Annotated in this window: 12 protein-coding genes; 5 read left to right on the plus strand and 7 right to left on the minus strand. The window is 62.5% G+C overall.

Annotation, left to right across the window (positions count from 1 at the left end):
* Positions 1 to 25: 25 nt before the first annotated feature.
* Entirely contained in the window at positions 26 to 913 is an 888-nt protein-coding gene (locus MFF34_RS02005) for a lysophospholipid acyltransferase (RefSeq protein ID WP_238209899.1), read from the minus strand.
* Between the two features lie 41 nt (positions 914 to 954).
* Positions 955 to 1,506 (minus strand): DNA-3-methyladenine glycosylase I, encoded by a 552-nt coding sequence (locus MFF34_RS02010; RefSeq protein ID WP_027592053.1) that lies wholly within the window; start codon positions 1,504 to 1,506, stop codon positions 955 to 957.
* Positions 1,507 to 1,589: 83 nt separating this feature from the next.
* On the opposite strand from MFF34_RS02010, the gene glyQ reads away from it, so the two are divergent.
* The 4 genes from glyQ to MFF34_RS02030 are packed head-to-tail and all read left to right on the plus strand — an operon-like array spanning position 1,590 to position 5,947.
* Positions 1,590 to 2,537, plus strand: coding sequence for a glycine--tRNA ligase subunit alpha (glyQ, locus tag MFF34_RS02015; protein ID WP_027592054.1), 948 nt, complete (start codon positions 1,590 to 1,592; stop codon positions 2,535 to 2,537).
* Positions 2,534 to 4,585: a glycine--tRNA ligase subunit beta gene (gene glyS / locus MFF34_RS02020; RefSeq protein ID WP_085272131.1), complete on the plus strand. Its 2,052-nt coding sequence runs from the start codon at positions 2,534 to 2,536 to the stop codon at positions 4,583 to 4,585. Before glyQ ends, glyS begins: the two co-directional genes overlap by 4 nt.
* 3 nt (positions 4,586 to 4,588) lie before the next feature.
* Positions 4,589 to 5,116 (plus strand): D-glycero-beta-D-manno-heptose 1,7-bisphosphate 7-phosphatase, encoded by a 528-nt coding sequence (gmhB, locus tag MFF34_RS02025; RefSeq protein ID WP_027592056.1) that lies wholly within the window; start codon positions 4,589 to 4,591, stop codon positions 5,114 to 5,116.
* A gap of 60 nt (positions 5,117 to 5,176) precedes the next feature.
* Positions 5,177 to 5,947 carry a 1-acyl-sn-glycerol-3-phosphate acyltransferase gene (locus MFF34_RS02030; RefSeq protein ID WP_027592057.1) on the plus strand — a complete coding sequence of 257 codons (771 nt, stop codon included), beginning with the start codon at positions 5,177 to 5,179 and terminating at the stop codon, positions 5,945 to 5,947.
* Positions 5,948 to 6,126: 179 nt separating this feature from the next.
* On the opposite strand, the gene MFF34_RS02035 is transcribed toward MFF34_RS02030, so the two are convergent.
* Positions 6,127 to 7,746, minus strand: a complete 1,620-nt coding sequence (locus tag MFF34_RS02035; RefSeq protein ID WP_238209901.1) for an MFS transporter — start codon at positions 7,744 to 7,746, stop codon at positions 6,127 to 6,129.
* A gap of 97 nt (positions 7,747 to 7,843) precedes the next feature.
* Positions 7,844 to 9,490, minus strand: coding sequence for a GMC family oxidoreductase (locus tag MFF34_RS02040; RefSeq protein ID WP_238209902.1), 1,647 nt, complete (start codon positions 9,488 to 9,490; stop codon positions 7,844 to 7,846).
* 160 nt (positions 9,491 to 9,650) lie between these two features.
* Here MFF34_RS02040 and MFF34_RS02045 point away from each other — a divergent pair, with 160 nt between their 5' ends.
* Positions 9,651 to 10,538: a LysR family transcriptional regulator gene (locus MFF34_RS02045; protein WP_238209904.1), complete on the plus strand. Its 888-nt coding sequence runs from the start codon at positions 9,651 to 9,653 to the stop codon at positions 10,536 to 10,538.
* Here MFF34_RS02045 and MFF34_RS02050 read toward each other — a convergent pair.
* The 3 genes from MFF34_RS02050 to MFF34_RS02060 are packed head-to-tail and all read right to left on the minus strand — an operon-like array spanning position 10,527 to position 13,546.
* Positions 10,527 to 11,345 (minus strand): sulfite exporter TauE/SafE family protein, encoded by an 819-nt coding sequence (locus MFF34_RS02050; RefSeq protein ID WP_238209906.1) that lies wholly within the window; start codon positions 11,343 to 11,345, stop codon positions 10,527 to 10,529. The two genes, MFF34_RS02045 and MFF34_RS02050, sit on opposite strands and share 12 nt — an antisense overlap.
* The gene (locus MFF34_RS02055; protein WP_238209908.1) at positions 11,342 to 12,622 is read right to left on the minus strand and encodes an FAD/NAD(P)-binding oxidoreductase; all 1,281 of its coding nucleotides are present in this window, start codon (positions 12,620 to 12,622) and stop codon (positions 11,342 to 11,344) included. Before MFF34_RS02055 ends, MFF34_RS02050 begins: the two co-directional genes overlap by 4 nt.
* A 39-nt stretch (positions 12,623 to 12,661) precedes the next feature.
* Positions 12,662 to 13,546 (minus strand): MBL fold metallo-hydrolase, encoded by an 885-nt coding sequence (locus MFF34_RS02060; RefSeq protein WP_238209911.1) that lies wholly within the window; start codon positions 13,544 to 13,546, stop codon positions 12,662 to 12,664.
* Between the last annotated feature and the right edge of the window lie 176 nt (positions 13,547 to 13,722).

Genomic DNA, 13,722 nt, shown 5'->3' on the forward strand with positions numbered 1-13,722 from the left:
GGGGTGCAAAGCGCCCCCAACTATCTCAATACCAGCGCGCTTCGCCAGCTGGGCGCTTCTTGAAGCGCTTCATGCTCCACATGTACTGGCTCGGATACTCACGCACATACCGCTCGACCACCTTGCTCATGGCCGCCGCCGACTCGGTCACATCCGTGCTGTACATCGCCTCCGGCGCCGCCTCCAGAATCACCCGGAACCCAGACCCATCCGGCAGCCGCAACGCATGCAGGAACACACCCACCGCCTTGCCACCGGCCAGCATGTTCGGCACGAACTTGCTGGTCAGCGCCTGGGTGCCCAGGAACGGCACGAACACACCCGCCGACTCAGCAGGTTCCGGGTCGGCAGGAATGCCCACCTGGCCCCCGCGGCGCACTTCCTTGATCACGCTTAGGATGCCTTCCTTGGTCGAAGGCGCCACACGGTTACCCATCTGCACCCGCTGTTCACGCAACAAATCATCCACAGCTTTGAGCTTCGGCGGGCGGTAGAAGATGATCGGTTTGCACTGGTTGCAATAGAAGTGGTTCAACACTTCCCAGTTACCCAGGTGGCTGGTGATGCCCACCACGCCCTTGCCCGAGGCCAGGGCCTGCTCCAGCACTTCCAGGCCGTGCACTTCCTTGACCAGCTCCAGCGAACGCTGCGGTGGCCAGATCCAGGCGCAAGCGCTTTCGACAAAGGACTTGCCGATGTCTCTCAGCGCGCGGCCGACCAGTTGCTCACGTTCGGCCGGGTCCATCTCCGGGAAACACTTGGCGAGGTTGATACGCACCACGTTGCGCGACCCGTTCGGGACCTTCCACATCAGCCAGCCGATACCGGCGCCGACGCGCTGCACAGCGCCCCAGGGCAACTTGGCGAACAGTCGAAGCACCCTGACCATCAGGGCGCCCTTGAACTTTTCCACAGGCGAATTCCTTATTTCAGCAAGGCGCGCATTGTACCCCGTCAGCGCGCCAAGGCGGCGTAGCGATCACAATCGGTGGTGTGGTCCATGACCATACCGGTGGCCTGCATGAAGGCATAACAGATGGTTGGGCCGACAAACGTGAAGCCGGCTTTTTGCAGGGCCTTGCTCATTGCCTTCGCTTCATCGGTAACGGCAGGCATTTCGCTTCGGTCCTTGAAATGGTTGACCTTGGGCGTGCCGCCCACAAACGACCAGAGCCACTCGGCCGGGTTATCCACAGCCAGCCAGGCCTGGGCATTGCGCCGGGCCGCCTTGAGTTTGAGGCGGTTGCGGATGATGCCGGCGTCGAGCATCAGTGCTTCGATCCGTTCATCGCTCATCTGCGCCAACTTCACCGGGTCGAAGCCATGCATCACCTCGCGATAACGCTCGCGTTTACGTAAAACCGTGATCCATGACAGCCCCGCCTGGAACCCTTCGAGCAAAAGCATCTCGAACAGCAACGCCGGATCACGCTGCGGTGTTCCCCATTCCTGGTCGTGGTAGGCCTGGTACAACGGATCGTCGGTACACCAAAAGCAGCGTGGCATAAGGCTCCAATGAGTAGAGGGCGAGGCGAATCAGGTTATACTCCCGCTCTTTACATCCGCATCCCCAGATACAGGTGAATTTCGTGAGCCAGCCTACGCCAGCCGTGCGTACCTTCCAAGACCTGATCCTCGCCCTGCAGAACTACTGGGCAGCTCAAGGTTGTGTGGTGCTTCAGCCCTACGATATGGAAGTAGGCGCCGGCACTTTCCATACCGCCACGTTCCTGCGCGCCGTCGGCCCAGAGACCTGGAACGCCGCCTACGTTCAGCCTAGCCGTCGCCCTGCCGACGGGCGGTATGGCGAAAACCCAAACCGCCTGCAGCACTACTACCAGTTCCAGGTGGTGCTCAAGCCGAACCCGGCCAACTTCCAGGAGCTGTACCTCGGCTCGCTGAAAGCCATTGGCCTGGATCCGCTGGTCCACGATATCCGTTTCGTCGAAGATAACTGGGAATCGCCGACCCTCGGCGCCTGGGGCCTGGGCTGGGAAATCTGGCTCAATGGCATGGAGGTGACCCAGTTCACCTACTTCCAGCAAGTGGGCGGCATCGAGTGCTACCCGGTCACCGGTGAAATCACCTACGGCCTCGAACGCCTGGCCATGTACATCCAGGGTGTCGACTCGGTCTACGACCTGGTATGGGCCGATGGCCCGTTCGGCAAGGTCACCTACGGCGACGTGTTCCACCAGAACGAAGTCGAGCAGTCGACCTACAACTTCGAACACGCCAACGTCGAGAAACTGTTCGAGCTGTTCGACTTCTACGAAAGCGAAGCCAACCGCCTGATCAAGCTGGAGCTGCCGCTGCCGACCTACGAAATGGTCCTGAAGGCTTCGCACACCTTCAACCTGCTCGACGCCCGCCGCGCCATCTCGGTGACCGAGCGCCAGCGTTACATCCTGCGCGTACGTACCCTGGCCCGGGACGTGGCGCAAAGCTATCTGCAAGCCCGCGCACGCCTGGGCTTCCCGATGGCCACCCCTGAATTGCGTGACGAAGTGTTGGCTAAGCTGGAGGCTGCACAATGAGTGCTCAAGATTTCCTGGTAGAACTGGGCACCGAAGAGCTGCCACCCAAGGCCCTCGCCAGCCTGGGCGACGCCTTCCTGGCCGGTATCGAGAAAGGCCTGCAGGCCGCTGGCCTGAACTACGCCAGCAAATCGGTATACGCCGCGCCGCGCCGCCTGGCCGTACTGATCCGCCAGCTCGACGTGCAGCAGCCTGACCGCAGCATCAACATCGACGGCCCGCCCCTGCAGGCTGCTTTCAAAGACGGCGAGCCGACCCAAGCGGCCCTGGGCTTTGCCAAGAAGTGCGGTGTAGAGCTGTCGGAAATCGACCAGAGCGGCGCCAAGCTGCGTTTCTCCCAGCACATTCCGGGCAAGGCCACTACCAGCCTGCTGCCGACCATCGTCGAAGACTCGCTCAACGACCTGCCGATCCCCAAGCGCATGCGCTGGGGCGCCAGCCGCGAAGAGTTCGTGCGCCCAACCCAGTGGCTGGTGATGCTGCTTGGCGACCAGGTCGTCGACTGCACCATCCTCGCCCAGCAGGCCGGCCGTGAGTCCCGTGGCCACCGCTTCCACCACCCGGAAAACGTGGTTATCACCACCCCGGCCAACTACGTCGAAGACCTGCGCAAAGCCTACGTGCTGGCCGACTTCGCCGAGCGCCGCGAGCTGATTGCCAAGCGCACCGCCGAACTGGCCCTCCAGCAGGAAGGCAGCGCCATCGTGCCGCCGGCGCTGCTGGACGAAGTGACCGCGCTGGTCGAGTGGCCAGTGCCGCTGGTGTGCTCGTTCGAGGAGCGTTTCCTCGACGTGCCGCAAGAAGCCCTGATCACCACCATGCAGGACAACCAGAAGTACTTCTGCCTGCTGGACAGCGAAGGCAAGCTGCTGCCGCGCTTCATCACCGTGGCCAACGTCGAAAGCCGTGACCCGAAGCAGATCATCGAAGGCAACGAAAAGGTCGTGCGCCCACGCCTGACCGATGCCGAGTTCTTCTTCAAGCAAGACAAGAAGCAGCCGCTGGAAACCTTCAACGAGCGCCTCAAGAACGTGGTGTTCCAGGCTCAACTGGGCACCGTGTACGACAAGGCCGAGCGTGTTTCCAAGCTGGCCGCGTTCATTGCCCCGCTGATTGGCGGCGACGCCCAGCGCGCCGCGCGTGCCGGCCTGCTGTCCAAGTGCGACCTGGCCACCGAGATGGTCGGCGAGTTCCCTGAGATGCAGGGCGTTGCCGGTTACTACTACGCGCTCAACGATGGCGAGCCGCAAGACGTCGCCCTGGCCTTGAACGAGCAGTACATGCCGCGCGGCGCTGGCGCCGAGCTGCCAGAGACCGTCACCGGTGCTGCCGTGGCGATCGCTGACAAGCTCGACACCCTGGTCGGTATCTTCGGCATCGGCATGCTGCCAACCGGCAGCAAAGACCCGTACGCACTGCGCCGCGCCGCGCTGGGCGTGCTGCGCATCCTGATCGAGAAGCAGTTGGACCTGGACCTGACCGGTGCGGCCGAGTTCGCGGTCAAGCAGTTCGGTGCCAAGGTCAAGGCTGCCGGCCTGGCTGAGCAAGTGCTGGAGTTCATCTTCGATCGCCTGCGTGCACGCTACGAAGACGAAGGCATCGACGTGGCCACCTACCTGTCGGTACGTGCCCTGAAGCCGGGCTCTGCCCTGGACTTCGACCAGCGTGTGCAGGCGGTGCAGGCGTTCCGCAAACTGCCGGAAGCCGAAGCCCTGGCCGCGGTGAACAAGCGCGTGTCGAACCTGCTGAGCAAGGCCGAAGGCGCCATCGCCGAACAGGTCGAGCCGAAGTACTTCGACAACGCCAACGAGTTCTCCCTGTACTCGGCCATTCAGCAGGCCGACCAGGCCGTGCAACCGATGGCCGCAGCGCGTCAGTACAGCGAGTCGCTGGCCCGCCTGGCAGCCCTGCGTGACCCGGTCGACGCCTTCTTCGAGGCGGTGATGGTCAACGCCGAGGACGCCAAGGTCCGCGCCAACCGTTATGCCCTGCTCAGCCGCCTGCGCGGTCTGTTCCTGGGTGTGGCCGACATCTCGCTGCTGGGGTAAGCCTTGAAACTGCTGATTCTCGATCGAGACGGGGTGATCAACTATGACTCCGACGCTTACATCAAGTCGCTGGAGGAGTGGATCCCCATTCCCGGCTCGGTCGAGGCCATCGCGCAGTTGAGCAAAGCGGGCTGGACGGTGGCCGTGGCCACCAACCAGTCCGGCATTGCCCGCGGCTATTACCCGGTGCAAACCCTCGAGGCCATGCACGCGCGCCTGCGTGCGTTGGTGGCCGAGCAGGGCGGCGAAGTGGGCCATATCGTCTATTGCCCACATGGCCCGGATGAAGGCTGCGATTGCCGCAAGCCCAAGCCGGGCATGCTGCGGGCGATTGCCGAGCACTACCAGGCCGACCTTGGCGGCGTGTGGTTTGTCGGCGACAGCCAAGGTGACCTCCAGGCCGCCCTGGCCGTCGGTGCACAACCCGTGTTGGTGAAAACCGGCAAGGGCGAGCGGACCCTGGAAAAAGGTGTCCCTGAAACTACACTGATTTTCGACGATCTGGCAGCTATCGCCAGAGAACTAATTTAAACAGTGCGCCTTAGGGCGCATTTTCTCAGGCGGGCACGCCCCGCAACGGTACATGCCACTATGTCGATCCTGCAGGCGATCAGAATCTTTCTTTTTTACCTGCTGCTGGGCACCAGCTCGTTGCTGTGGTGCTCCCTGAGCTTTTTTGTCGCGCCCTTCTTGTCGTTCCCCAAGCGTTACACGTTCATCAACGTGTACTGGTGCCGTTGCGCGTTATTTTTGACCCGCACCATCCTTGGCATCGATTACAAGATCACCGGCGCCGAGAATGTGCCGAATGAGCCGTGTGTGATCCTGTCCAACCATCAGAGCACCTGGGAGACCTTCTTCCTTTCCCAGTACTTCTCGCCGCTCAGCCAAGTGCTCAAGCGCGAGCTGCTGTACGTGCCGTTCTTCGGCTGGGCCATGGCCATGCTGCGGCCCATCGCGATCAACCGCGACAACCCTAAAGAAGCCCTGCGTCAGGTCGCCAGCCAAGGTGATGAACTGCTCAAGCAGGGTGTGTGGGTGCTGATCTTCCCAGAGGGCACCCGCGTGCCGTTTGGCACCGTCGGCAAGTTCTCCCGTGGCGGTACCGCGCTGGCGGTCAATGCCGGCCTGCCGGTGCTGCCCATTGCGCACAACGCGGGCAAGTTCTGGCCCAAGGCTGGCTGGGGCAAGCGTGCCGGCACCATCGAGGTGGTGATCGGTGAGCCGATGTACGCCAACGGCACCGGCCCTCGTGCAATTGCCGAGCTCAATGACCGCGCCGCCGCCTGGAACGAGGCCACGCAAAGGGCCCTGGGTTCGCTGCCACCCGCGGCTGAAAAGCCACAGGAGCAGACTGCTTGAGTTTCTGTGGATAACGTGTGAGCAGTTTTTCTGCGATCTGTTCTATGTATGCAGTAAGTGATTGAATTAGCTGTTTATTTCTTCACATGACAGATTTGCGAAAAACGTGCATAAGTTTTTTCGCGGCATAAAAAAACCGGCTTTTAAAGCCGGTTTTTTTATGGGTAACCTGAGCCGCGTCAGACCTTGTCGATGTCCACGTCCTTGGTTTCTTTCAGGCAGAAAATCCCCACCACCAGGCTGATGCCGGTCACCAGCACCGGGTACCACAGCCCGTAGAAGATATCCCCGGTATACACCACCAGCGCGAACGACACCGTCGGCAGGAAGCCACCAAACCAGCCGTTGCCGATGTGGTAGGGCAGGGACATCGAGGTATAGCGGATACGGGTCGGGAACAGCTCGACCATCACCGCCGCCAGTGGGCCATAGGTCATGGTCGCGATCAGGATCATCGCCACGATCAGCACCACCACCATCACCTCGTTGACCTGCCCCGGATCAGCCTTGGCTGGGTACCCCGCCTGCTCGATCGCCGAGCGCATGGCGGCGTCGTCGAAACCATTGATGGTCTTGTCGCCAATGTTGACCACCACCTCGCTGCCAGCCACGCTCACCGAGCTGTACGGCAGGCCCTGCTTGACCAGGAACGTCTTGACCTTGTCGCATGGGCTGTCGAAGCGCGCCTTGCCAACCGGGTCGAACTGGAAGGTGCAGCCCTGCGGGTCGGCGGTCACGACGATCGGTGCCTGGCGGCTGGCGGCGTCGATCTGCGGGTTGGCGTAATGGCTGAGCGCCTTGAACAGCGGGAAGTACAGCACCGTCGCCAGCAGCAGGCCGAGCATCAGAATCGGCTTACGCCCGATACGGTCCGACAGCCAACCGAAGAACACGAAGAACGGCGCGCCGATCACCACACTGATGATCAGCAGCGTGTTGGCCTGGGCGGGGTCCATCTTAAGCATCTGGGTCATGAAGAACAGCACGTAGAACTGCGCGGTGTAGAAGGTCACCGCCTGGCCAGCATTGATGCTGAACAGGGCAGTGAGCACCACCTTGAGGTTCGGCCAGGAGGTGAACGACTCGCGGATCGGCGATTTGCTGATCTTGCCCTGGGCTTTCATTTTCACGAAGGCAGGCGACTCATGCATGCTCATGCGAATCCAGGTGGAAATCGCCAGCAGGAAAATCGACAGCAGGAACGGCAGGCGCCAGCCCCAGGTTTCGAACTGGTCACCACTGATGTAACGGCTGCCCAGTACGACCAGCAACGACAGCAGCAGGCCCAGGGTGGCGGTGGATTGAATGAAACCGGTATGGAAGCCGCGTTTACCCTGCGGGGCATGCTCGGCCACGTAGGTAGCCGCGCCACCGTACTCGCCCCCAAGCGCCAGGCCCTGCAGCATGCGCAGGATCACCAGGATGATCGGTGCCGCAATACCAATGCTGGCATAGGTGGGCAGCAGGCCGACGGCAAAGGTCGACAGGCCCATCAGCACGATGGTCACCAGGAAGGTGTACTTGCGCCCAATCATGTCGCCCAGCCGGCCAAACACCAGCGCACCGAAGGGGCGAACCAGGAAGCCGGCGGCGAAGGCCATCAAGGCAAAGATGAAGGCCGTGGTGTCGTTGACCCCAGCAAAGAACTGCTTGCTGATGACCGCCGCCAGCGCGCCATAGAGAAAAAAGTCATACCACTCGAAAACCGTCCCGAGGGATGACGCGAAAATGATCTTTCTTTCTTCACGACGGCTGGCGCTGCTGGCCGTCGCACCCTGCTCTTGGATGTAATCCGACATCGTTGCTGTCCTCGGCCCACAGGCCACAGTGATTATTCTTTTTGTTCCACTGTCGGCAGCCTCCGACCGCAAGCTGCCGGTGTTGCACGCACCCGGGTCAGGGCGTCGGTATTGCGTCTTCGTTTAGGTAGGTCTGGGTCGCAGCTCCTTTGAGGATAAGTTGCGCCGCCTTTTCGGCGATCATCAGCGTGGGTGAACAGGTATTGCCGGAGGTGATCTGCGGCATGATCGAGGCATCCGCCACCCGCAAGCCTGGGATGCCATGCACCCGCAGCTGGTTATCCACAACATCCTCTGGGCCACTGCCCATGCGGCAGGTGCCCACGGGATGGAAGATGGTGGTGCCAATCTTGCCAGCGGCCTCGAACAACTCGTCTTCGCTTTGCAGGGCAGGGCCCGGCAGGTATTCCTGGGGGGCGAAGGCCGCGAGGGCAGGGGCCTGGACGATGCGCCGCGTCATGCGGATGGCGTCTGCGGCGACCCGCAAGTCCTGTGGGTCACTGAGGTAGTTAGGGTCGATCAGTGGCGCGCTGTGCATATCAGCGGCGCGGATGTCGATGCGCCCGCGGCTGAGCGGGCGCAGGTTGCACACCGAAGCGGTGAAGGCCGGGAAGCGGTGCAATGGCTCGCCGAACCGCTCCAGCGACAAGGGCTGCACGTGGTACTGCAAGTTGGCCGTGGCATGTTCGGGGCTGGAGCGCACGAACGCCCCCAACTGGCTAGGCGCCATGGCCAACGGGCCGCTGCGGTCATAGAGATAACGCAGGCCCATGCCCATCTTGCCCCACAGGCTGTTGGCCATCTGGTTCAGGGTACGGGTGTTGCGGATCTGGTAGATCAGGCGCAATTGCAGGTGGTCCTGCAGGTTGCCGCCGACGCCGGGCATGTCATGCCGCACACCAATGCCCAAGTCTTCGAGCAGCTTGCGCGGGCCGATGCCAGACCGTTGCAGGATCCCCGGCGAGCCGACGGCGCCGGCGCACAGAATGATCTCGCGACGGGCAGCGAACTCGTGCCAGGCACCTTGCCAGCGGGCTTTTACCGCACGGGCACGGGTGTTGTTGAGCAGTACCTGATCGACTTCTACACCGGTCAGCACCGTCAGGTTCGACCGGCTGAGCACCGGCCGAAGAAACGCCTTTGACGCGTTCCAGCGCACGCCACTGCGCTGGTTGACCTGAAAGTATCCACAGCCCTGGTTGTCACCGGTGTTGAAATCATCGACCTTGGCGATGCCACTTTGCTCGGCCGCCTCGCGGAACGCATCGAGGATCGGCCAGCTGTAACGCTGGCGCTCGACCCGCCATTCGCCGGCAGCGCCATGGTGCTCGCTGTCACCGGCAAAATGGTTTTCACTGGCCTTGAACAGTGGCAGTACGTCCTTCCAGGCCCAGCCAGGGTTGCCTTGCTCGGCCCAGTGGTCATAGTCGGCCGCCTGGCCGCGCATGTAGATCATGCCGTTGATCGATGAACAACCGCCCAGCACCTTGCCCCGTGGATAACCCAGGCTGCGACCACCCAGGCCGCTTTGTGCTTCGGTCTTGAAGCACCAGTCAGTGCGGGGGTTGCCGATGCAATAGAGGTAGCCGACGGGGATGTGGATCCAGGGATAGTTGTCACGGCCACCCGCCTCCAGCAGCAGCACGCGGCAGGAAGGGTCGGCGGACAATCGATTGGCCAGCAGGCACCCGGCTGGACCGGCGCCCACGACCACGTAGTCGAAGACAGAATCGGCTGATGGCATGTACAACCTCGCGCCTGATTATTGTTCTTGTCCCGAACCATCTTATTGATTAATTTCGCTGTGGAAACACGAGATTTCGCGCAGCCGCTGTGCGTTTTAGCACAGTGACATGTCTGCTTTGGCCATCGCCGGCCAGAGTGAACAGCCCAAAAGGATCAGCATGTTCGACTGGAACGATCTGCGGTTTTTCCTCGAGTTGCAGCGCAGCGGCCGTTTGCTCACTGCCGCCAAACGCCTCAATACCACCCACAGCACCGTCGCCCGGCATATCGAGAGCATCGAGAAAAGCCTGGGCACGCCACTGTTCGTGCAGCATGCCCAAGGCTACGACCTGACCCCGTCCGGGCAGGCCCTGCTCAAGCACGCCGAAGCCATGGAAAACGTCGCCTTGCTGGCGCAGGAAGAAATCACCCAAGCCATCACCCCGCTGGGCAAGATCCGCCTGGGGGTGACAGAAGGCATTGGCATCATGTTCTTCACCCCGCGCATGAACGCGCTGTTCGAGCGCTACCCAGGCCTTGAGGTGGAACTGGTGGCGGTGCCGCGCTTCGTCAGCATCCTCAACCGCGAGGCGGAAATCAGCATCCACCTGGAGCGGCCCAACGCCGACCTGCTGATCACCCGCAAGCTCACCGACTACCGCCTGGCGCTCTACGCCAGCCAAGCGTACCTCGACCGCGCACCGCCGCTGCGCAACCGCGAAGACCTGGCTCGGCACTGCTGGATCGGCTACGTCGATGACCTGCTGTTCAGCCAAGAGCTGCTGTTTCTCAACAGCTTCTGCCGCGCGCCCAACGTGGCGTTTCGCAGCACCAGCGTGATCGCCCAGCAACACGCGGCGCGCGCGGGCCTTGGCATTGCCGTGCTGCCCAACTTCATGGCGCGCCATGACCCGACGCTGGTCCGGGTGCTGCCCAGCGAAACCATCCAGCGCAGCTATTGGATCTGCACCCGTCGCGAGCTGCACAAGTCGGTGCGCCTGCGGGTAGTGTGGGACTACCTGCTGGCGCTGTGTGCCGCCGAACAGGGCGAGCTGCTAGCCCAGTAGCGCCTTGCCGGCCAACAGCAGGGCGGCCGCCCAACCGGCCACGGCAAACATCTGCTGCAAGCGCGGCCCGGCGAGTTTGGCTGCCAATGGCCGCGCCAGCAGCAAACCGGCCACCGCACCGAGCGCAAACGGTGCGCCGACCTGCCAGTGCATCACCCCCGCCAGGCTGGCGCTGACCACGCTCCCCGTGGACACCAGCGCAATCACCGCCAGCGAGGTCGAGACGATGCTGGCCATGCGCAAATTGGTGTAGCGGTTCAAGGCGGGGATGATCACAAACCCACCGCCCACGCCCAGCAACCCAGACAGCAATCCCGACAGCGCGCCGGTAAAGGCCAGGGCGCGTGCGCAGGGCAACGTCCAGCGCAAACGGCCCTGCAGCGGGTTGAGCACGCAGGGTTCGATGTAGCGATGTGCATCGTTGGCTTCACCGCGCAGCTCCCTGGCCGCCTTGCGCCAAATGCGCAGGCAGGCGTAGACCAGCACGCCGGCGAATACCAATGCCAGCGGCGTGTTGGGCACACGGTGCGCCAGCATGAGGCCGAAGGGCGCGACCGCGATGCCGATCAGGGCGATGAACAACGCCGCTCGGTAGCGCACCAACCCCTGACGCAAACCCAGCACTGCCCCCACGGCGGCAGCAAGGCCCACCGCCAACAGGCCGACTGGCGCCGCCTCGACCATCGACAGGCCAAGGCCAAACACCAGCAATGGCACCGCAAGAATACCGCCGCCCGCGCCGGTCAAGGCCAGCACGGCACCGATGACCGCCCCCAAGCCTGCGCCCAACAGTTGGTGTTCGATCACTGTTTGGCCTCAGCTACCAATGGCTGCGGCCGCGCCAACCATTCACGCCCCTTGAGCATGCCTTTCCAGTACAACGGCGGCAGTACCCGCGCCTTGAGCAACCAGGCCAGGCGCGTCGGCCGTCGGCCATCGAGTAGCCAGCGTGGGAAGCTCGGCGCCACTTTGCCGCCGTAGGTGAACTCGGCCAGCACGATCTTGCCGCGCTCGACAGTCAGCGGGCATGAGCCATAACCGTCGTACATGGCGAGGGTAGGGAGCCTGCCCAACGCCACCAGCACGTTATTGGCCACTACCGGCGCCTGTTTGCGTGCTGCCGCAGCAGTCTTGGCATTACTGGTGTTGGCCACGTCGCCCAGGGCATGGATATTGGTGAACTTTCGATGGCGCAAGGTCTGCGGGTCGACGTCGACCCAGCCCGCGCTGTCTGCTAACGGGCTCTCGCGAATGAAGTCTGGCGCCACCTGCGGCGGCACCACGTGCAGCATGTCGAAGGCCTCGACTCGGGTTTCAGTGCTGCCGTCCGCCAAGGTACGCACGAACGTCGCGCGCTTGCCGGGGCCATCCACCGCCACCAGGCGATGGGCGTAGTTAAGGTCCACGGCGTACTTGTCGATGTAAGCCATCAGTGCGGGCACGTAGTCGGCCACGCCAAACAGCACGGCACCGGCGTTGAAGAAACTGGCTTTCACATCCCCCAAATGCCCGTGGCGCAGCCAGTGGTCGCAAGACAGGTACAGCGCTTTCTGTGGCGCACCAGCGCACTTGATCGGCATCGGCGGTTGGGTGAACACGGCGCGGCCCTGCTTGAGCTGCTGCACCAGTTGCCAGGTGTACGAGGCCAGGTCGTAGCGGTAGTTGGAGGTCACGCCGTTACGGCCCAGTGTCTCGCTCAGGCCGTCGATGGCCTGCCAATCGAGTTTCAGGCCTGGGCAAACCACCAACTGTTCATAGCTGATAGCGCGGCCATCTTCGAGTACGACCAACTGGCCCAAGGGGTCGAAGCCCTGCACGCGCGCCTTGATCCAATGCACGCCACGGGGAAGGGTCGAGGCCATGGTGCGCGCCGTGTCTGGCGCCTTGAACACACCGGCACCGACCAGGGTCCAGCCGGGCTGGTAGTAATGCACGTCGGCGGGGTCGATCAGGGCGATATCCAGTGACGGATCACGGCTGATCAGGCTGGACGCGGTGGCGATACCGGCAGCACCGGCACCGACGATCACCACTTTGTGGTGGTCGGTATTGAGCGTTTTGGCAGGGTGGAGCAAGGCAGGCATGGCGGTATTTCCTGGAAATCTCGTTATGGGTAAAAGCGGTTAAAGCGTGTTCAGTGGAATCTTCAGGTAGCTCACGCCATTGGCCTCGGGCTCAGGGAAGTGGCCGCTGCGCATGTTGACCTGCACCGAGGGCAGGATCAGCACAGGCATGTCGAGGGTCTTGTCGCGGGCTTCGCGCATGGCCACGAAGCTGTCTTCGTCGATGCCGTGGTGAATGTGGATATTGCTGCCACGTTGCTCGGCCACAGTCGTGACGTATCGCATGTCGCGCCCGCCCGGCAGGTAGTCGTGGCACATGAACAACCGGGTCTGGTCGGGGAAGGCCAGCAGGCGGCGGATCGAGCGATACAGGGTGCGGGCATCGGCGCCGGGGAAGTCGCAACGGGCCGTGCCATAGTCGGGCATGAACAGCGTGTCACCGACGAACACCGCCGTTTCACCGCCATCGACCACCACATAGCTCATGCAGGCGGGGGTGTGCCCCGGCGTGTGCAAAGCACGGGCATGCAGGTTGCCGATACGGAAACCTTCCTCATCCTCCAGCAGGACATCGAACTGGCTGCCATCCCGGGCAAAGCCGGGTTCGGCATTGAACAGCGCGCCAAACACTTTCTGCACCTGGGTGATCTGCGCACCGATGGCGGTGTGGCCGCCGAGCTTGTCCTTCAGATAGGCCGCGGCCGACAGGTGGTCTGCATGCACATGGGTTTCCAGAATCCACTGCACCTCGGCATCGAGCGCCTTTACCCGGGTGATCAACCTGTCTGCCGAGGCGGTGCAGGTGCGCCCCGACTTGGGGTCGTAATCCAAAACGCTGTCGATCAACGCGCATTTGCGCGTCTCGCCGTCCATGAGCAGGTAGCTGATGGTCGAGGTCGCCTCGTCGAAGAAGGCTTCCACGTGAAGGTTGTTACCGATGATCATCACGTTCTCCAAAGTTTCCTACGCCCCTATAGAGGCGTAGGCAGTGACTGGAGGTTTATCAAGATGCATGCCAGGGTTTTTCACAGGCCTTGGCTAATGAATACGGGCCGGGCCGGCGCTTGCCTGGCAACATGGCAGCCACGTTGGCAGTCGACTGTCAGTCAATGGCAGTGTTT

The sequence above is a fragment of the Pseudomonas sp. PAGU 2196 genome, assembly GCF_022179005.1.
In the GTDB taxonomy this organism is placed as follows: Bacteria; Pseudomonadota; Gammaproteobacteria; order Pseudomonadales; family Pseudomonadaceae; genus Aquipseudomonas; species Aquipseudomonas kermanshahensis.

Excerpts from the sequence above, each read along its gene's own strand:
- MFF34_RS02010 (WP_027592053.1), bottom strand. The coding sequence starts at position 1,506 with ATGCCACGCTGCTTTTGGTGTACCGACGATCCGTTGTACCAGGCCTAC.
- glyS (WP_085272131.1), top strand. The coding sequence starts at position 2,534 with ATGAGTGCTCAAGATTTCCTGGTAGAACTGGGCACCGAAGAGCTGCCA.
- MFF34_RS02030 (WP_027592057.1), top strand. The coding sequence starts at position 5,177 with ATGTCGATCCTGCAGGCGATCAGAATCTTTCTTTTTTACCTGCTGCTG.
- MFF34_RS02035 (WP_238209901.1), bottom strand. The coding sequence starts at position 7,746 with ATGTCGGATTACATCCAAGAGCAGGGTGCGACGGCCAGCAGCGCCAGC.
- MFF34_RS02040 (WP_238209902.1), bottom strand. The coding sequence starts at position 9,490 with ATGCCATCAGCCGATTCTGTCTTCGACTACGTGGTCGTGGGCGCCGGT.
- MFF34_RS02045 (WP_238209904.1), top strand. The coding sequence starts at position 9,651 with ATGTTCGACTGGAACGATCTGCGGTTTTTCCTCGAGTTGCAGCGCAGC.
- MFF34_RS02055 (WP_238209908.1), bottom strand. The coding sequence starts at position 12,622 with ATGCCTGCCTTGCTCCACCCTGCCAAAACGCTCAATACCGACCACCAC.
- MFF34_RS02060 (WP_238209911.1), bottom strand. The coding sequence starts at position 13,546 with ATGATCATCGGTAACAACCTTCACGTGGAAGCCTTCTTCGACGAGGCG.